This is a genomic window from Marinomonas spartinae (genome assembly GCF_016461715.1).
Classification (GTDB): domain Bacteria; phylum Pseudomonadota; class Gammaproteobacteria; order Pseudomonadales; family Marinomonadaceae; genus Marinomonas; species Marinomonas spartinae_A.
On the sequence record NZ_JAEMUI010000001.1, the window covers coordinates 324,745 to 342,612 of the forward strand.

The 17,868-nt window shown below is 44.4% G+C and carries 16 protein-coding genes; 14 read left to right on the top strand and 2 right to left on the bottom strand.

Annotated elements, in window-relative coordinates; translation table 11 throughout:
• The first annotated feature begins 3 nt into the window (after positions 1-3).
• From lpxD to JHD45_RS01525, 12 genes are all read left to right on the top strand, one after another.
• The gene (gene lpxD, locus JHD45_RS01470; protein ID WP_199474370.1) at positions 4-1,044 is read left to right on the top strand and encodes a UDP-3-O-(3-hydroxymyristoyl)glucosamine N-acyltransferase; all 1,041 of its coding nucleotides are present in this window, start codon (positions 4-6) and stop codon (positions 1,042-1,044) included.
• Positions 1,041-1,478, top strand: a complete 438-nt coding sequence (gene fabZ / locus JHD45_RS01475) for a 3-hydroxyacyl-ACP dehydratase FabZ (RefSeq protein WP_067013819.1) — start codon at positions 1,041-1,043, stop codon at positions 1,476-1,478. Before lpxD ends, fabZ begins: the two co-directional genes overlap by 4 nt.
• Positions 1,479-2,255 carry an acyl-ACP--UDP-N-acetylglucosamine O-acyltransferase gene (lpxA, locus tag JHD45_RS01480; protein ID WP_199474372.1) on the top strand — a complete coding sequence of 259 codons (777 nt, stop codon included), beginning with the start codon at positions 1,479-1,481 and terminating at the stop codon, positions 2,253-2,255.
• Positions 2,256-2,325: 70 nt separating this feature from the next.
• Positions 2,326-3,480 carry a lipid-A-disaccharide synthase gene (lpxB, locus tag JHD45_RS01485; RefSeq protein ID WP_199474373.1) on the top strand — a complete coding sequence of 385 codons (1,155 nt, stop codon included), beginning with the start codon at positions 2,326-2,328 and terminating at the stop codon, positions 3,478-3,480.
• Complete coding sequence (rnhB, locus tag JHD45_RS01490; protein ID WP_199474374.1) at positions 3,480-4,079, top strand: ribonuclease HII; 600 nt, start codon at positions 3,480-3,482, stop codon at positions 4,077-4,079. The genes lpxB and rnhB overlap by 1 nt, the downstream gene beginning before the upstream one ends.
• Before the next feature lie 4 nt (positions 4,080-4,083).
• Positions 4,084-7,560 carry a DNA polymerase III subunit alpha gene (gene dnaE, locus JHD45_RS01495; RefSeq protein ID WP_199474375.1) on the top strand — a complete coding sequence of 1,159 codons (3,477 nt, stop codon included), beginning with the start codon at positions 4,084-4,086 and terminating at the stop codon, positions 7,558-7,560.
• Between the two features lie 114 nt (positions 7,561-7,674).
• The gene (gene accA / locus JHD45_RS01500; RefSeq protein ID WP_199474376.1) at positions 7,675-8,622 is read left to right on the top strand and encodes an acetyl-CoA carboxylase carboxyl transferase subunit alpha; all 948 of its coding nucleotides are present in this window, start codon (positions 7,675-7,677) and stop codon (positions 8,620-8,622) included.
• A 72-nt stretch (positions 8,623-8,694) separates the two neighbouring features.
• Positions 8,695-10,038, top strand: coding sequence for a tRNA lysidine(34) synthetase TilS (tilS, locus tag JHD45_RS01505; protein WP_199474383.1), 1,344 nt, complete (start codon positions 8,695-8,697; stop codon positions 10,036-10,038).
• Positions 10,039-10,049: 11 nt separating this feature from the next.
• Positions 10,050-10,988 carry a D-2-hydroxyacid dehydrogenase family protein gene (locus JHD45_RS01510; RefSeq protein ID WP_199474385.1) on the top strand — a complete coding sequence of 313 codons (939 nt, stop codon included), beginning with the start codon at positions 10,050-10,052 and terminating at the stop codon, positions 10,986-10,988.
• Positions 10,989-11,237: 249 nt separating this feature from the next.
• Positions 11,238-11,450: a DUF1656 domain-containing protein gene (locus JHD45_RS01515; protein ID WP_199474387.1), complete on the top strand. Its 213-nt coding sequence runs from the start codon at positions 11,238-11,240 to the stop codon at positions 11,448-11,450.
• Positions 11,447-12,307, top strand: coding sequence for an HlyD family secretion protein (locus JHD45_RS01520; protein WP_199474388.1), 861 nt, complete (start codon positions 11,447-11,449; stop codon positions 12,305-12,307). Before JHD45_RS01515 ends, JHD45_RS01520 begins: the two co-directional genes overlap by 4 nt.
• Positions 12,308-12,317: 10 nt before the next feature.
• Positions 12,318-14,363: an FUSC family protein gene (locus JHD45_RS01525; protein WP_199474389.1), complete on the top strand. Its 2,046-nt coding sequence runs from the start codon at positions 12,318-12,320 to the stop codon at positions 14,361-14,363.
• A 75-nt stretch (positions 14,364-14,438) separates the two neighbouring features.
• Here the strand turns inward: JHD45_RS01525 and JHD45_RS01530 are convergent, their stop codons facing one another.
• The gene (locus JHD45_RS01530; protein ID WP_233407495.1) at positions 14,439-15,119 is read right to left on the bottom strand and encodes an AAA family ATPase; all 681 of its coding nucleotides are present in this window, start codon (positions 15,117-15,119) and stop codon (positions 14,439-14,441) included.
• A gap of 203 nt (positions 15,120-15,322) precedes the next feature.
• Between JHD45_RS01530 and JHD45_RS01535 the strand changes: the two genes are divergently transcribed.
• Positions 15,323-15,622, top strand: a complete 300-nt coding sequence (locus JHD45_RS01535; RefSeq protein ID WP_199474390.1) for a DUF6482 family protein — start codon at positions 15,323-15,325, stop codon at positions 15,620-15,622.
• Positions 15,623-15,660: 38 nt separating this feature from the next.
• Here the strand turns inward: JHD45_RS01535 and JHD45_RS01540 are convergent, their stop codons facing one another.
• A complete protein-coding gene (locus tag JHD45_RS01540; protein WP_199474391.1) occupies positions 15,661-16,380 on the bottom strand; it encodes a GntR family transcriptional regulator in 720 nt (239 codons plus the stop codon).
• 331 nt (positions 16,381-16,711) lie between these two features.
• Between JHD45_RS01540 and JHD45_RS01545 the strand changes: the two genes are divergently transcribed.
• Entirely contained in the window at positions 16,712-17,830 is a 1,119-nt protein-coding gene (locus JHD45_RS01545) for an aromatic ring-hydroxylating oxygenase subunit alpha (protein ID WP_199474392.1), read from the top strand.
• Positions 17,831-17,868 lie beyond the last annotated feature (38 nt).

The window sequence follows — 17,868 nt, forward strand, 5'->3', positions numbered from 1 at the left end:
ATCATGGGCTATACTTTGGCGCAGTTAGCAGAAAAAGTTCAAGGTAAAGTAAAGGGAAATCCCGATCTCCAGATTTCTGGATTGGGGACGTTGGAAAAAGCGCTAAGTCATGAGCTAAGTTTTTTGGCGAGCCCTAAGTATCAAAGCCAACTTTACGATACCTCGGCAGGGGCTGTATTAGTGAAAAGTGATGAGGTTGCTGAGTTGGTCAATAACGCAATTGTTGTCGCGAATCCCTATTTAGCCTTTGCTAAACTTTCTCACTTATTTGCGCCCGCAACACATGGTTGGTCTGGTATAGATTCGACCTGTGTTGTATCCAAAACGGCAACCGTGGCAGAAGATGTAGTGTTGGCCCCTAATGTAGTACTTGATGATGATGTGGTGATTGAGCATGGTTGTGTCATAGGTGCCGGCTGTGTGATCAGTCGAGGCTCCAAAATTGGTGCCAATTCCACGATTTATCCTAATGTGACCATTTACCATGATGTTACTATAGGCGCTAACGCTATCATACACAGTGGTGCTGTCATAGGTGCCGATGGATTTGGCTTTGCGCCAAAAAAAGACGGTTGGGAGAAAATCAGCCAGATTGGTCGCGTTATTATTGGTGATAATGTAGAAGTCGGTGCTAGTACGACTATTGATCGAGGGGCTCTAGATAATACCACTATTGGTAATGGGGTCAAAATTGATAACCAAGTACAAATTGCTCATAACGTTGTAATTGGCGATAATAGCGCCATTGCTGGGTGTACAGTGGTAGCTGGTAGTACAAAAATTGGTTCGTTTTGTACTATTTCAGGAGGCGTTTGTATTGCTGGACACCTTACGGTTGTAGATAAAGTACATATCACGGGTATGAGTATGATCACTAATTCTATTTTAGAAGCAGGATCTTACTCTTCTGGAATTGCAATGGAACCAACGAGTAAATGGCGTCGTACCGTGGCTCGTATTAGAAGAATTGATGACATGGCAAAGCAATTTGCGCAACTGAAACAACAAGTTAATAAGTTTTTAGAGAAGGTTGATAATAAATGATGGACGTGAATGAAATCCGCCAATACTTACCTCATAAGTATCCGTTTTTACTGGTGGATCGTGTTGTTGAACTGCATTTGAATGAGTCCATTATAGCTTATAAAAATGTTACTATTAACGAACCATTTTTTAATGGTCATTTCCCTAATCACCCTGTGATGCCTGGGGTGTTGATCATTGAAGCCATGGCGCAAGCTGCAGGTATCCTCGGCTTTAAAACGAGTGATAAAACACCCGCTGATGGTTCGATTTATTATTTTGTTGGATCAGACAAAGCACGATTTAAACGTCCTGTTGTGCCTGGAGATCGTCTACAATTAGAAGCAAAGATTCTCACGCAAAAGCGTGGTATCTGGAAATTTGAATGTGAAGCAACGGTTGATGGTGAGTTAGTTTGTGCCGCAACGATCATGTGTGCAGATAGGAAGATTTAAGTGGCAATACACCCAACAGCTTTAGTTGACCCAAAAGCCGAAATCGACCCAAGTGTAGAGATTGGGCCTTTTTCCGTTATTGGGCCTGATGTAAAGATTGGTTCTAATAGCATTGTTAAATCTCATGTGGTGATCAACGGCCATACGACCATTGGTCAGAATAATGAAATTTATCAATTTGCCTCTGTTGGTGAAGCAAACCAAGATAAGAAGTACAAAGGTGAGCCGACTAAGCTCGTGATTGGTGACCATAATGTCATTCGAGAGAACGCAACAATACATCGTGGTACGATCCAAGATAATGGTATAACTCAGATCGGTGACCATAATCTCTTTATGGCGAGCACTCATGTTGGGCATGATTGTATTATTGGCAATAATAATATTTTTGCCAATTATGCTGCCTTAGCAGGACATGTAAAAGTGGGGGATTTTGTGATTTTTGGTGGCTACACGGGAATCCACCAGTTTTGTCAGGTTAACTCCTATAGCATGTGCGGCATGGGGTCCATGGTAGCAAAAGATATCCCTCAGTTTATGATGGTGTCTGGTAGTCCAGCAAAGGCGCATGGAATGAACTTCGAAGGGATGCGTCGCCGCGGTGTGCCGCAAGATGTTATTAGAGCTTTAAGAAAAGCGTATAAAATCATTTATTTAAAAGGTTTAACCTTAGAGCAGGCTTTGCACGACATTGAGCAAGATGATATTCATCATATTTCGGATGTGGCGGAATTTGTCTTGTCAATTCGGCGCTCTAAACGTGGCATCATCCGATAGCCCAATAATCGCTCTATAAAAACCCCGGATTATTTCGGGGTTTTTTATTATTAAAGATGGAAGATATGAAATGGCGTCAGTGACACGTTATGTAATAGTGGCTGGTGAGGCTTCAGGTGATATTCTAGGAGCGAGTCTTATTGCTCATTTAAAGAAATTGCAACCTGATGCCGTATTTGAAGGAATTGGTGGGCCGTTAATGGAGGCCCAGGGGTTAAAGACTGTAGTGCCTATGGAGCGCTTGTCGGTCATGGGGTTGATCGAGGTTCTGGGACGTCTATGTGAATTGTTAAAAATTCGCAAACGTATATACAATGATTGTGTGATGAACCCGCCGACGGCCTTTATTGGTATTGATTCGCCTGATTTTAATTTACCCCTAGAACGTAAACTAAAAGCTCAGGGTATTAAAACCATTCATTATGTGAGCCCATCTGTCTGGGCGTGGCGTAAAAAACGTATTTTCAACATTAAAAAATCGGTTGATTTAATGTTGGCCTTATTTCCTTTTGAACTGCCTATTTATCATGAGCATAATATCCCTGTTGTGTGTGTCGGACACACGCTGGCAGATGAGATTCCCCTAGAAAGTGACGCTAAAAAAGCCAGAGAGCTGCTTAATTTACCAACCCATCTTGAGGGGCCAGTTTTTGGTATTTTGCCTGGGTCTCGTAGTGGGGAAGTCGGGCGCTTGGCCCCTTTGTTTATTGAGGCGATGAAGCTTGTTAAGCAACAGCAGCCTAAGGCCATTTTTTTGATACCCGCTGCCAACAATGAGCGCCAAAAGCAAATTGAGGCACTCTTACACGAAGCGCATATGGAAGCCATTGTTATTGACGGTAAATCACGAGTAGTAATGGCGGCTAGCGATGCCATTTTATTAGCGTCGGGAACGGCTGCCTTGGAAGCCATGCTGGTAAAAAGACCAATGGTTGTCGCTTATCGTTTTAATAAACTGACTTATGCGATCGTGTCTCGTATGGTGAAAGTACCTTATGTCTCTTTACCAAACTTGTTAGCAAACGAGGCCTTGGTGCCGGAATTATTACAAGATGATGCAACGCCGACTCATCTAGCTCGTCGTTTATTGCAAACTTGGCAGTCTTTTTGGGGAGATCAATCGATTCAGCAACATTACCGAGAGTTGCACCAATTGTTGCGTAAAGACGCTGGGGCGGTTGCCGCTAAAGCGATAGTGGACCTGCAGCAAGGAAAAATTAATTAATGGAACCTTTTGTTAGTAGTGTGTATTTCGGCGATCTTGTGGCTGGGGTGGATGAAGCAGGGCGTGGCCCTCTTGCTGGTGAAGTGGTTGCGGCAGCGGTGATTTTAGACCCAAATAACAAAATCGATGGGTTAGCTGACTCTAAAAAACTCAGTGAAAAAAAACGTGAAATGTTATTTGAAGAAATCACGGAAAAGGCATTATCTTATGGTATTGCCAGTGCCAGTATTGAAGAAATTGACGAGATGAATATCTTGCATGCAAGCATGCTGGCAATGAGTCGTGCGGTTGACAAATTATCGGTGGCGCCTGAGTATGTTTTGGTGGATGGCAATCGAGTACCGAAGCAATTGAAGTGTGACGCCGAAGCGGTGGTGAAAGGCGATGCCCGTCATGAGGCTATTTCTGCAGCGTCTATTTTAGCAAAAGTGACTCGAGATAGAGCGATTATCGCCATGGCTGAGTGTTACCCACAATACGGTTTTGAAAAGCACAAAGGCTACCCTACGGCGGTTCACCTTGCCGCGCTAAAAGAGCATGGTATCACGCCTATTCATAGGCGATCATTTGGTCCTGTAAAGAAAATCTTAGAAGGATAGTATTTTGTCGACATCGTTTATCCATTTACGTGTCCACACCGAGTTTTCTCTAGTAGACGGTTTGGTGAAAATTAAAGGTCTGCTGGGCACGACAGAAGCTCAGGCCATGCCCGCTGTAGCGATTACCGATGAGAATAACCTTTGTGGTTTTGTGCGTTTTTACAAAGGCGCGATGGACAAAGGCATTAAGCCAATATGCGGAGCGGATATTGTTCTTGAAGCCGATGGTGTGGTTGAAGAACGATCTCGCCTGACTCTCCTTGCCATGTCGAATAAGGGCTACAAAAACGTCATTAAGGTCATCTCCAAAGGATATCAGATTGGTCAAGTAGAGGGCCGCCCGATTATCAAACGTGAGTGGGTGGAAGAAAACAGCGAAGATGTTATTGCCTTATCTGGTGCGATGTTTGGTGACATAGGTCTATTGTTGTTAAAAGAACATACAGCGGAAGCCAAGGAGCGCTTGGCTTATTGGATGTCGGTGTTTCCAGATCGTTTCTACGTTGAACTACAGCGTACCAGTCGTCCGGGGGAAGAGCGCTTTATCCATGCTGTGGTGCCGTTGGTAAATGAGCTAGGGTGTCCTGTTGTGGCCACCAACGATGTACGATTTTTGAAACGTGAAGACTTTGAAGCGCATGAAGCGCGCGTTTGTATTCATGATGGTGTGACACTGGATGATCCTCGTCGTAAACGTCTTTATTCTGAAGAGCAATACTTTAAAACTGCCGACGAGATGCAGGCGTTGTTTGAAGATATTCCAGAGGCGCTAGAAAATACCGTGGAGATTGCCAAGCGCTGTAATGTGGATGTCTTACTCGGGAAATATTTCCTACCTGACTTCCCGGTACCAGATGGCATGACCATGGAAGATTTCTTCAAAAAAATCTCTTATGATGGTTTGCAAGAGCGCCTTGATTTTTTGGTGAATAAATACGGAGAGCGGATCGAGAAGCGTCGCCAGGAGTATTGGGATCGTCTTGATTTTGAGCTCAATATCATCAATCAGATGGGGTTTCCAGGCTACTTTCTGATCGTAATGGATTTTATTCAATGGGCAAAAGATAACGACATTCCGGTTGGTCCTGGTCGTGGCTCTGGTGCCGGGTCTTTGGTGGCTTATGCGCTTAAAATTACCGATTTGGACCCCCTTGAATACGATTTGCTATTCGAACGGTTCTTGAATCCAGAGCGTGTTTCCATGCCTGACTTCGATATCGACTTTTGCATGGATAACCGAGACCGAGTTATCGATTACGTGTCCCGTAAATATGGCCGTGATGCCGTGTCTCAGATCATTACTTTTGGTGCAATGGCGGCGAAAGCGGTGGTGCGAGATGTGGCGCGTGTTCAAGGAAAGCCCTACAGCTTAGGGGATAAATTGTCCAAGCTGATTCCGTTTGAAATCGGTATGACTCTTAAGAAAGCTTTGGAAGAAGAACCCGCGTTGCCTGAGTTTCTTGCCGGGGATGAAGACGCTGCCGAAGTCATGGAAATGGCCTTTTCCCTTGAAGGGGTAGTGCGTAACTTTGGTAAGCACGCAGGTGGGGTGGTCATCGCACCGACCAAATTGACAGATTTCTCTCCGCTTTACTGTGAAGAAGATGGTTCTGGTCTCGTCACACAGTACGATAAAAACGATGTGGAAGAAGCTGGGCTGGTTAAGTTCGACTTCTTAGGTCTGAAGACTCTGACTGTGGTGGATTGGGCGGTAAAAAACATTAATACCATCCATGAGGCAGCTGGTAAACCACCACTTGATATTGCCCTGATTGATCTAGAAGATAAGTCGGTATACGACTTATTACAGAGAGCGGAAACCACAGCAGTGTTCCAGCTTGAATCCCGTGGCATGAAAGAGTTGATTAAAAAACTATTGCCGTCCCGCTTTGAAGATATTATCGCTTTGGTGGCTTTGTTTCGTCCTGGTCCGCTGGGGTCAGGCATGGTGGACGACTTCATTAACCGTAAGCATGGCCGTGCTGAGCTTGCTTTCCCTCATCCAGATTATCAGCATGAAGATTTGATTCCTGTTCTCGAGCCAACTTATGGCATCATTTTGTATCAAGAGCAGGTTATGCAGATTGCCCAGGTATTGGCAAAATTCTCCCTAGGGGGCGCCGACTTATTGCGCCGTGCTATGGGTAAGAAAAAGCCGGAGGTCATGGCTGAGCAGCGTCAGATTTTCATGGAGGGAGCGCTCAAGAACAATATAGATAAAGATCTTTCCGGTAACATTTTTGATTTGATGGAGAAGTTTGCTGGTTATGGTTTTAATAAATCCCACTCTGCCGCTTATGCCTTAGTTTCCTATCAAACGGCTTGGCTGAAAAAACATTATCCTGCGCCATTCATGGCAGCGGTTTTATCAGCTGATATGCAAAACACCGATAAGATCGTGATCTTCGTGGAAGAGTGTCGATCCATGAAGCTGCCGCTCGAACTTCCCTCAGTAAATGCTTCTATGTATAAATTTACCGTTACCCCAGAGGGGGTGATTGTTTATGGACTAGGGGCGATTAAAGGCGTCGGGGAAGGGCCGATTGAAGCGATTGTTGAGGCGCGTAAAGACGGGCCGTTTAAGCATATCTTCGATTTTTGCCAGCGGGTTGGTCGTAAGGTAAATAAGCGGGTTATGGAGGCACTGGTTCGCTCAGGTGCGTTTGATAGAATAGGGCCAAACCGGGCAACCTTGTTTGCTTCTATCGATGAAGCCTTGAAACGAGCCGATCAAGCCGCTAAAGATAATGATGCCGGTATGATGGATTTATTTGGTATTACAGTGGAGGAAACCACCGAAAATGCCTACGATGAAATAGGCATTAGACATGAGTGGCCTGGCCGTCAGCGTTTAGATGGTGAAAAAGATACATTAGGTCTATATGTAACAGGCCACCCAATAGATGAGTACGAAAAGGAAATTCGTCGCTTTGCACGTGCCCGCATAGTGGATCTACAACCGAAACGAGGGGATACCCAAGTCATGGCAGGCTTGATTGTTGATCTTCGTATTACCAAAAGTAAGAAAGGAGGCAATATTGCTTTTGTAACGTTGGATGACCGTTCGGCTCGAATTGAAGTAACGGTCTTCCCTGATAACTTTGAAACCTTTAAAAACGTCATTGTGAAAGATGAAGTGGTGGTGGTAGAAGGGGAAATTACGGTCGATGAGTTTCGTGGTGGACAAAAAGTCATTGCCCGAAACATCTTAGATATTGCGCAAGCACGAGTGCGTTATGTGGAAGCATTGCGTATAACGTGGACAGCGCAAAGTGTTACCCAATCTGCCATTCAGAATTTGGCGAAATGCATGGAACCTTTTCGTGGTGACGGTTGTGATGTGGTGATTGGCTTTGATACCGATCAGGCCTGTGGCGACATTCGGCTGGGTTCGAATTGGAAAATTCGTCCAGATGATGAATTAATTCACGAACTTCAGAAACAATACGGTAAACAAAATGTTCAGCTAGTGTATACTTAGCCCCATTTTATAATTTGTACAATAGAGCGCGGCAATGAGCGCGCCGACAGAGCAAATGGCGAAATGTCCTTTGCCTTTGTATTTGATGGCAACCAAACAGCAGTGTAATTAACTATGAATTTAGATTATCTCCCCTTCGAGCAGCCGATTGCTGAGCTTGAACAAAAAATTGAAGAGTTGCGTTTAGTCGGCAACGATAATGAACTGAACATCAGTGATGAAATCAGTCGTCTTGAAGAGAAAAAGATCGCCTTAACACAAAGTTTATTTAGCAATCTTGGTGCTTGGGAAGTGTCACAATTGGCACGTCATCCTAAACGTCCTTACACTCTGGACTACATCAAGCATGTGTTTACCGATTTTGAAGAAATGCATGGCGACCGCCATTATGCCGATGATCGTGCCATTGTCGGTGGTATTGCGCGTTTAGATGGGCGTCCTGTGATGGTCATTGGCCACCAAAAAGGTCGCGAAGTGAAAGAAAAAGTGTTGCGAAACTTTGGTATGCCTCGTCCAGAAGGGTATCGTAAAGCGTTGCGTCTGATGGAAACTGCAGAGCGTTTTAACATGCCAATTATTACCTTGATAGACACACCTGGGGCCTATCCTGGTATCGGTGCGGAAGAGCGTGGTCAAAGCGAAGCGATTGCTTACAATCTAGCGGTGATGTCACGTCTTAAAACACCCATTATCTCCACGGTAATCGGTGAAGGTGGATCAGGCGGTGCCTTAGCGATTGGGGTGTGTGATGAGTTAATGATGCTGCAATATGGTACCTACTCTGTTATCTCTCCAGAGGGGTGTGCCTCCATTCTTTGGAAGAGTGCTGAGCGTGCTGCCGACGCGGCCAAAGCCATGGGAATCACAGCACAGCGTCTGAAAGAATTAGGTTTTGTGGATACCATCATTGAAGAACCAATGGGGGGCGCGCATGTGGCCCATGAGCAAATTGCTCATAGTTTAAAAGAAAGCGTGTTAGCCGCGTTGGCGCGTATGGATGCTCTGACAGAAGAGGAGCTCTTAGCTCGTCGTTATAATCGCTTGATGTCTTACGGTTTATAATCATTGTGTGACGCGAAAAGCCTCCTAATTTAAGGGGGCTTTTTTGTAGGCTTTGTTTATTTCTAGGAGAGAATGTTGAAGTGTGATGTGTCCTTATTCATCTCGCCAATGAGTGCATCTGATTCACTGAGTTTTTGCGTAGATTGGATAGACCGCGTGTTTTCTTCTGCGGATACAGTGTGGGTCGGGTTCAGCGGTGGAGTGGACTCTCATGTTTTATTGCATGCTTTATGTGAGTCACTTAATGATAAGCAACGCCAAAAACTGGCAGCAGTGCATGTGCATCATGGGTTAAGCGAGCATGCTGATGAGTGGTTAACGCATTGCCAGACGGTTTGCCAAGACTTAGGGGTGCGTTTTGTTGCCCACCGTGTGCAGTTACAGACTCAGGCCTCAATTGAAGACGCGGCCCGTAACGCTCGCTATGAAGCGTTTCAACAAACCCTTGGTGAGAACGATATTCTATTGTTGGCACACCATCGGGGGGATCAAGTAGAAACCGTATTGTTTCGCTTATTGCGTGGTACGGGGGGGAAAGGTTTGTCGGGTATGCCGATGGAAAGGAAGCTAGGAGCGTCGCAATTGATTCGACCATTTATCGATGTCTCAAAAGGTGACATTCTGCGTTATGCCAAGCAACACAAATTACACTGGATTCAAGATGAGTCCAATTTAGACACCCGTTTCTCCCGGAACTTTTTACGGCATAAAATATTACCTAAACTGGAAGAGCATTTTTCTCATCTTGAGAAACGCATTGTTTCAAGCTCACAGCGTATTGCGACAGACTATGCCATGTTAGAGGCGCTCTCTGAGCAGCAGTTAAATAACTGGTGTAATCAGTGGAATGGCTTGGTTCTTTCCTTCTTGAAAAATAAGACACGGGCCGAGCGTCTGTTTTGGTTGAGATGTTTCTTGCAAACACAGCATATTTCTTTATCACACCCCCAGTTAGAGAGCATCGAGAGAATGATGATGGGAGAGCAGGATAAACAGCCAGAGTTTGTGTTACCCAGTGCACGTATTCGGCGTCATCATGATGCGATGTACGTTCTTCCTGCTGATGAACCGGTTATCCTAGCACCTCTATTAGAAGGGGAATGGTTACGCCGTGCCTTTGATCAAATACGCATCACAGGACTGGGTAAAAGTCGATTTTGTAAGTTGCTGGCGCGTCCTCAAGGAGGAGAGTTATTGATGGATAACAGTCAGCACCGTAAGCTAAAGAAATGGCTTAATGATTTGTCGATTCCTAATTGGTGGCGAGATCATCTTCCCTATATTTTTATTAGTGATGCAACTGGCGAAAAGAAGCTGGTGGCGATCGGATCTTTATGGCGTCATCCTGAGTATGCGGATCTTAATATTGAATGGCAAATGGATACTCGTTTGCCTTTCCCTAATGATGTAATGTGAGTGGAGCTAGTATGAAAATTGCCATTATGGATGATTATCAAAATGTGATTAAAGACCTGAATTGCATGTCTCTCTTGGTGGAGCATGAGGTGATGATTGTCAGTGATATATTGACGCAAGAAGAAAAAATTCAAGCGCTAGATTCAGTAGATGGGGTGGTGTTGATTCGTGAAAGAACGCAAATTAATGAAGCGTTTTTGTCCGCTCTGCCCAACTTAAAGGTCATCAGTCAAACCGGAAAAATCAGTCACCACATTGATGTAGAAGCTTGCCAACGTCATGGTGTTACCATTCTTGAAGGAGTGGGATCACCTGTTGCGCCCGCAGAGTTGTGTTGGGCATTGGTGATGGCGGCATCACGTCATATTGTGCCTTATGCCAGTGGATTAAAAGAGGGGAAATGGCAAGCAGCAGGTTCTCTGGGATTAGGACGAGTACTGGACGGTCTAGTATTCGGGATTTGGGGTTTTGGTAAAATTGGTCAGCGTGTTGCCCGATATGCGACGGCATTTGGTATGAAGGTAATGGTATGGGGGAGTGAATCCTCTCGCCAAAAAGCAGAGGAAATGGGCTATTTAGCGGCTGAGTCTAAACAGGCCTTCTTTGCTCAAGCCGATGTACTGTCTTTGCACCTAAGATTAAACGAAGCGACAACCGGTGTGGTAACACAGGCCGACCTTTCATTAATGAAGCCGGATTCGTTGTTTGTAAACATCAGTCGTGCTGAATTAGTGGAGCATGGGGCGTTATTGGCATCACTCGGTTCTGGTCATCCTGGCTTTGCCGCTGTGGATGTATTTGAGCAAGAGCCTATTCTAGGGGCGGCAGATCCATTGCTATCGCTGCAAAATGTCTTGGCAACGCCACATATTGGTTATGTTGAGAAACAGAGCTACGAGTTATATTGCCGAGTGGCATTTGAAAATATCGTGCGCTTTTTCACTAGCTAATCGTTCTGTTTTACTTAAATTATTAGTATTGTATGGCATGAGCGATGGTTGCGTTTTCCCATTGTTATTTGGTTATGATATACCGCTTATAATTGTTTTTTATTTCGTTGTTAGCTGCACAATTTTTTGGTATCAGACCGATATAATTCTATGCTTAGAGAGGGGAGATTATTCTGCTTGTTTTGATATTGGCAAGCGACTGATTTCCTCGATCTCCCTCCCGAATTCTATAATGACAGGATATTCATTATGCTTCAGGCTGTTGTTTTAGGTGGATTAGAGTTTAGCCCGCTGGTCGTTTATTGTCCTATTGCTTTCTTAATGTCGGCTTGTACCCGTTTTGTTTTACATCGCTTAGATTGGCATGATCGTATTTGGAAAGTGGCATGGTTTGAAGTGTCTTTGTTTGTTTGTTATTTGGCTCTAACCGTGTATTTATTAGGTGGAAGGTTTTCTCAATGACGAAGTCAATAAGAATGTTGATCACTTTGTTGGTGATAGTGTGTGCAATATTGTCAGGACGCTGGGTTTGGAATGATTATATGCATTCTCCATGGACGCGTGATGGACGTGTACGGGCCAATATTATTACGGTTGCACCGGATGTCTCTGGCTGGGTGACTAAGCTGGACATTGTCAATGATCAACCAGTGAAAAAAGGGGATTTGCTTTTTTCTATTGATCAAAAACGCTATCAAGCGGCACTAGATCAGAGTAAGGCCAACACTGAAATAGCATTGTATTCTTGGCAACTAGCGAAGCATAAATACGAGCGACGTTCTGAGTTGAGTCGGCAAAAAGCCATCAGTGTAGAAGATTTACAATCCTCGCGCATCAGTGCAGAAGTAGACAAGGCTAAGTATGATTTGGCCAAGGCCGAACAGGAATCGGCGCAAATAAATTTAAACCGTACACAAGTTTATGCTCCTGTCTCTGGCTATATCATTAACTTAAACCTACACCAAGGGAATTATGTTGGCCAAGGTAAGCCAGTTTTTGCCATTGTTAAGTCTGACTCTTTTTATATAACAGGCTATTTTGAAGAGACCAAAATACCGTTAATTCATTTAAATCAGAAGGCGAAGATAACGTTATTAAGTGGTGGTAAACCATTAACCGGTCATGTGGTGAGTATTGGTAAAGCCATTGCCGATACGAATACACAAAGTAATGGGCAGCTTCTGCCGCAAATTCAGCAAACGTTCAACTGGGTTCGTTTATCCCAGCGTATTCCGGTTGATATCAAATTGGATCCGTTGCCTAAAGGTGTTCAACTCAGCGCGGGTATGACGGCTACGATTCATCTCGCGCAGCACTAAGGAGACGAATTTGAGCCTCGTATTACGGAATCTGTTTTTTCCCGAAAAGCAGGCGGTCATTTTTGCGTTAAAAGGTGTCATCGCAATGGCGATGGCGCTCACCGTTTCGCTGTTTTTAAACCTTGATCGACCCTACTGGGCATTGGTCTCGGCAGTCTTTTTACAAATGCGTCCTGAAACGGGGTTGGTTGTTGAGAAGGCCATTTGTCAGATTGTCGGCACAATCGTTGGGGGGCTGTTTGGCATTTTGGTGTTGACTCAGCTGATGCCATACCCTTATTTGGGGTTGGGGGTTCTAGCGCTATGGTTAGGTATTAATTCCGCTTTATCTGTGATGGTACGTCAAGCGAATTTTATTTATGCGTTTGCCATGGCGGCAGTAACCGCAGAGATTGTTGTTATTTTAGTGATGGCCAATCCCACTGCCGCCAGTAGTCAGGCGGTTTTTAATGTGGCGCAAGCTCGTATGAGTGAGATTATCATAGGCGCGATTTGCGCGGGTATTGTCAGCCATTTGTTTTGGCCAATGAAAGTAAAAACCAGCCTACAACACCAATCTCGATCAGTCATTAATCAGACATTAAGCTATCTTGTCACGGAGCTGGATAAAGAAGGCTCTCATGAGGGACGACATCAGCAAATCGATGCCATTATGATGACGCTCGGGGTCGTTAGTGAGAATTCTAGTGCGGTGAGTTATGAAGGACCAAAAGGGCCGGGACGCTCCCGAGCAGCCAATCAGATATGTCAGAGAGTGCTGTCTTTGTTGGCGTTGATACAAATCTTTGGTCGCTTGCAGCGACGCCATTATGAGTTAATGACTCCCACTCTGGCTCAGATGATTGATCGGTTGAGAACCGCATTTGCCCAGATTGCAGAATCTGATGATTTTAATTATTGCTTAGATCAAGTAAAAATCCTGCGTCGAGAGCTGACGGATTTTCGCGCCAATAATGATGCAGACCAACCTTTTGAGAGACATGTGATCAATATCGGTTCGGAAATCACCTCAGATTTGACCGTACTATTAAGGGCTTATCGAGCGCTAGAAGCGCGGGACAGTACCTTACTTAATGAACCGAGGATGCAGAGTTACCGTGACCCATTAGCAGGGCTAATGACTGGGTTTCGTACCAGTGTGGTGTTTTTAATCGGTGCCGCTATTTGGGTGAGCACCGGATCGAATGCAGCCTTGATGATTATGATTTTACCTGTCATCTTTTCTATTATGTTGGCTCGCGTTCCGCTGATTATATTGCGAGTAATGCTGAAGCGTTTGTTGATTGGCGTGGTAGTAGCGGTGTTCGTCACGCTTTTTTATGCGCTTAATTTACTGTCACAAAGCTCGGGGCAATTGGAAATTCTTCTTCTGGTATTAGCTGGGCCTTATTTTATTGGCTTGTTGCTGCTTGCAGACCGACAAACCTTGCCCTATGGGTTGGGTTTTTGTATACCTTTTTCCATTTTGGTCAGTCCAGGTCGAGGGATGACTCGACCTTTTTCGATTGATTATACCCTAAGTGCAGGCATGGCTATTTTTACTGGGGTATGTATTCTGTTTTGGGTGTTTCACTTAATCAGAGGGCCGAGTGTTCAGTTATTGGTGCATCGAATTTTTAAGGCGACCTACCAAGACTTGTTGGATATTAACCAACAAACGACGCCTGTGGCATGGTATAACCGACGCATGGCGGATCGACTTTTACGGTTAACTACTTATGATCAGGGCTCTAAGTCTCGTGCCATTACGGATCTTGCTTTGAGTGCGCTTAATCTTGGCCATGTTTCGATTCGTCTGCATGCAATCTGTGAAAATCTAGCAGGCAAACATTTAACGTCCTTAGATCAATGGCAAAATGCCTTAGCCGATGCCTTCTTACTAGCGACAAAAGGTCAACATGATGATGAGTTTAGTAAAACGAGTGCGGTGCTCTACAATGAATTAGTTGCCGCTGTTGGAGAGTCGCCACAAGTCGAAGCCATCAAAGGTATGTTTATTCGCCTTAATCTCACCTTTGAGCGCAGTGCTGAGACCATTGCAGACCAGAAGACATGACACATATAACGTGAAGGTTAACAGGTGGAATAAGCTAACTGAATTTCGTTAGCTTATGTTGGAAGAAGCCGATGATTAAATAGTCATTATCCAATCTGCTCTTGGTTTGCTTTTTGCGACGATGCCAGCGTTTAAGCCATCATTGTTTTGGATCCTTGACATCGCTTGAGCGTGCGTATATCCCCATGCTTTCATGTGTCGCTGAGCTAAGCGTTCTATGGCAATTTCAAGAGGAACGTCTAAAAACCAATGCTGATCAAAAAGTGCAGTAGACTCTGCCCAGCCATCTTCTTGGTGAAGTAAATATAAGCCTTCCACGAAGACTAGTTTAATGTCTTTTGAAATAAGACAATCATTTTCGACAGGGTCGCCAACTTTATGGTCGAAACTTGGCCAAGCCACATCCTCTTCTTGATAGCCATTCTTTACTTTCTTAAGGCGTTCGATAAAAGCGGCGCTGTTAAATGTCCATGGGGCACCTCGACGCGAAAAGGCTTCTTCTGGATTAGGTAATAAGCTGAGCTCTTTTTTTGAGTAGTGAAAGCCATCCATAGAGAGACAAATCATTTGCCCCGGTTGGATTTCTTCCAGACGTGATGAAAGATAGCTTGCTAACGTGCTTTTCCCCGACCCTGGGCCACCTGTTAATCCGATTAGCGTTCTCTCAGGCTTTTCAATGGCGCATTGCATGCGTTTGAGTGCGTGTTCGACATCGCTAGAGTAGGCATATAATTCATGCAGCTGCTCTTTGTTCAAAGGGAATTCTCCTTTTCTAGTGGGTAGACGTTTTTTTTAATATTCACTCTTTAACCATAGCATGAGATAAACGGTTATTCTGTGAAAACGTGATGGGTTTACATTTCATTTGATGTGACGCAAAAAAAGTAAACCAGCGACATAATGACAACGTATTGGTTGTTAAGAAGGTTTTATTTTTCACTAGAAGATAGGACGACGTTATGACTCTAGATGAGATTAGTCAGGTTGCCATGTTTGATAAGGTTAAGATCCATTCCCTTGAGTCGAATTTATATCAAGTATCGGTGGTTTTAGATGGCGAAGAAGTGTTTGTGATGAATGATAAAGGGCGCTGTCTGACCAGTCATAATAAGCTGGATTTACAGTCGTTATTTAAAGACAAGCAAGTCGCTAAGATGGTGTTAATCCACCAAAGTGCCTATGACGAAATGGTGGGACAACCCGTTCGAGAAGGCAGCAATGTTCTTGAGGTGTCATTAGGCAATCCTAACCTGTCCTAGATTGTCATGATGTCATGCAATGAATGGTTGAAAAAGGTCTACAGGCTAGTTCGGCCAATCACTTGCATTTCGTTTTCATTGCCTTCTTGTTCACAGAAAATCTTGGCATAACCTAGGGTGGCATTGGCGTGTTCTCGCATGATGGCTTCCGCTCGACTTCCTTGTCCATGAATGATGGCGTCGACGGCAGCATGATGTTGCATGTGAGCAAAGTTAAATCGTCGATATTCCCGTGATAAGTTATTTTTATCAAACGCTAATGCACTGATGGAGGCAAAGGGTAGGTGTTCATTGCGACTCAATGCTTCTTCTATGGCTGGATTATGGCTTGCCGTAATAATAATTTGATGAAAACGTTTATTGATGTCGTGGTATTGCTCAAGGTCTTGTTCGTCAATGGTGCCATTTAGGAAGAGTGCATCCCCTTGTTTTAACAAATAGATTAGCTCTTCCTTATGAGCGTCAGATAACCCAATTTCAGCGGCTTGTCGAGCAGCCAAGCCTTCTAATACTCCTCTTACCTCAATTGAGCCTGTTATCTCTTCTTGAGTGACTTGCCTAACGATATAGCCTCGCCTTGGTAGCTTCGTTAATAGCCCTTCTTGCTCTAACGTTCGAAACGCGATACGCACAGGGGTTCGCGAGACGCCTAGTTCTTCCGATGTAGGAATTTCGGCCAGACGCTGCCCAGCGGGAAGCTCACCAGAAAGAATCATTTGTCGTAGGCGGCTAATAACTTGTTGACCGGGTTTGCTCATGGTTGTCCTTTGTTCGTATCGGTTGAAATTAATTGAATGCATTGCTATGTCGATGCGCTGTATGGGGGGCAGTGCAATGTGCTCCTATTTTATCTTAAAAAAAGTGTAAAGATGAGAAATAAGAAAGGTGCAATAAACGCTTATTAATCAAACTGTTGTGGTTTAAAACATTATTTTCTCTCTTTATTATTGGATCCATTTTAGCTTAATCTGTTTTATTTTATCTGTTTTTTGTCTATATTGGATCCAATGTTTGGTATTCTGGTAAGACGCTTCAATGCACTGCCGTCGTGTGAAGCGCTTAAAAAGAAAAATAAAAAGGAGAGAAAACATGAAAGAACAAACTTATCCTAAGAATGCTTGGTATGTGGCTGCGATGTCTGACGAAGTGGCGGGTAGTAAACCACTGGGTCGCAAGATCTGTGGCGAGAATATCGCTTTTTACCGTTCGCATAATAATGAAATCGCGGCTGTATTGGACTTTTGTCCTCATCGTGGAGCTGCTTTATCGTTGGGTTATGTGGAAGACGGACTGTTAGTCTGTGGTTACCATGGTTTGAAGATGGGCGCGGATGGTAAAACAAAAGAGATGCCACTCCAGCGTGTGCAAGGCTTTCCTTGTATGAAATCTTACGCGGTTGAAGAGCGCTACGGATTCATCTGGGTGTGGCCAGGCGACCAAACCAAAGCCGATAAAGAGTTGATTCCGCACCTAGAATGGGCCGTTAACCCTGAGTGGGCTTATGGTGGTGGGTTATACCATATCAATTGCGATTATCGCTTAATGGTTGATAACCTGATGGATTTGACCCACGAAACCTATGTACACGCCACCAGTATCGGCCAAAAAGAAATCGATGAATCACCGGTATCAACCAAAGTAGACGGCGATACTGTTATTACCAGTCGCTTTATGGAAAATATTATGGCTCCGCCGTTCTGGAAAGCCGCTCTTCGAGCTAATGGTTTAGCTGATGATGTGCCAGTAGATCGTTGGCAAATCTGTCGATTTACTCCGCCTTCCCATGTGTTAATTGATGTTGGTGTTGCCCATGCCGGTCATGGTGGTTTTGAAGCGCCAGAAAACAAAAAAGCCGGTAGTATTGTGGTGGACTTCATTACCCCTGAAACCGAAACCTCTATTTGGTATTTTTGGGGAATGGCGCGACACTTTAAGCCCGAAGATCAAGCCTTAACGGATTCTATTCGTGAAGGACAAGGCAAAATCTTTGCAGAAGATTTAGAGGTGTTGGAACGTCAACAAGAGAATTTACTGGCTTTTCCTGATTACCAGCTATTAAAACTTGATATTGATGCCGGAGGGGTACAATCCCGTCGTGTGATCAACCGTATTATCAATGAAGAAAGAGCTCAGCAAGAGCAGGCAAATCCGTCTAAACGTTCGTCTGGAGCACAGCAATCGGCCCCATTACAAGAAGTGTCTTTTTAAAAGCACGTAATGTGAGCTAGATTAAATGGTGGGGCTTT

Bases quoted from the DNA above. Each gene is read 5' to 3' on its own strand.
- lpxD (WP_199474370.1), top strand. From the start codon at position 4: ATGGGCTATACTTTGGCGCAGTTAGCAGAAAAAGTTCAAGGTAAAGTA.
- fabZ (WP_067013819.1), top strand. From the start codon at position 1,041: ATGATGGACGTGAATGAAATCCGCCAATACTTACCTCATAAGTATCCG.
- lpxB (WP_199474373.1), top strand. From the start codon at position 2,326: ATGGCGTCAGTGACACGTTATGTAATAGTGGCTGGTGAGGCTTCAGGT.
- rnhB (WP_199474374.1), top strand. From the start codon at position 3,480: ATGGAACCTTTTGTTAGTAGTGTGTATTTCGGCGATCTTGTGGCTGGG.
- accA (WP_199474376.1), top strand. From the start codon at position 7,675: ATGAATTTAGATTATCTCCCCTTCGAGCAGCCGATTGCTGAGCTTGAA.
- tilS (WP_199474383.1), top strand. From the start codon at position 8,695: ATGTTGAAGTGTGATGTGTCCTTATTCATCTCGCCAATGAGTGCATCT.
- JHD45_RS01510 (WP_199474385.1), top strand. From the start codon at position 10,050: ATGAAAATTGCCATTATGGATGATTATCAAAATGTGATTAAAGACCTG.
- JHD45_RS01515 (WP_199474387.1), top strand. From the start codon at position 11,238: ATGCTTCAGGCTGTTGTTTTAGGTGGATTAGAGTTTAGCCCGCTGGTC.
- JHD45_RS01520 (WP_199474388.1), top strand. From the start codon at position 11,447: ATGACGAAGTCAATAAGAATGTTGATCACTTTGTTGGTGATAGTGTGT.
- JHD45_RS01535 (WP_199474390.1), top strand. From the start codon at position 15,323: ATGACTCTAGATGAGATTAGTCAGGTTGCCATGTTTGATAAGGTTAAG.
- JHD45_RS01540 (WP_199474391.1), bottom strand. From the start codon at position 16,380: ATGAGCAAACCCGGTCAACAAGTTATTAGCCGCCTACGACAAATGATT.
- JHD45_RS01545 (WP_199474392.1), top strand. From the start codon at position 16,712: ATGAAAGAACAAACTTATCCTAAGAATGCTTGGTATGTGGCTGCGATG.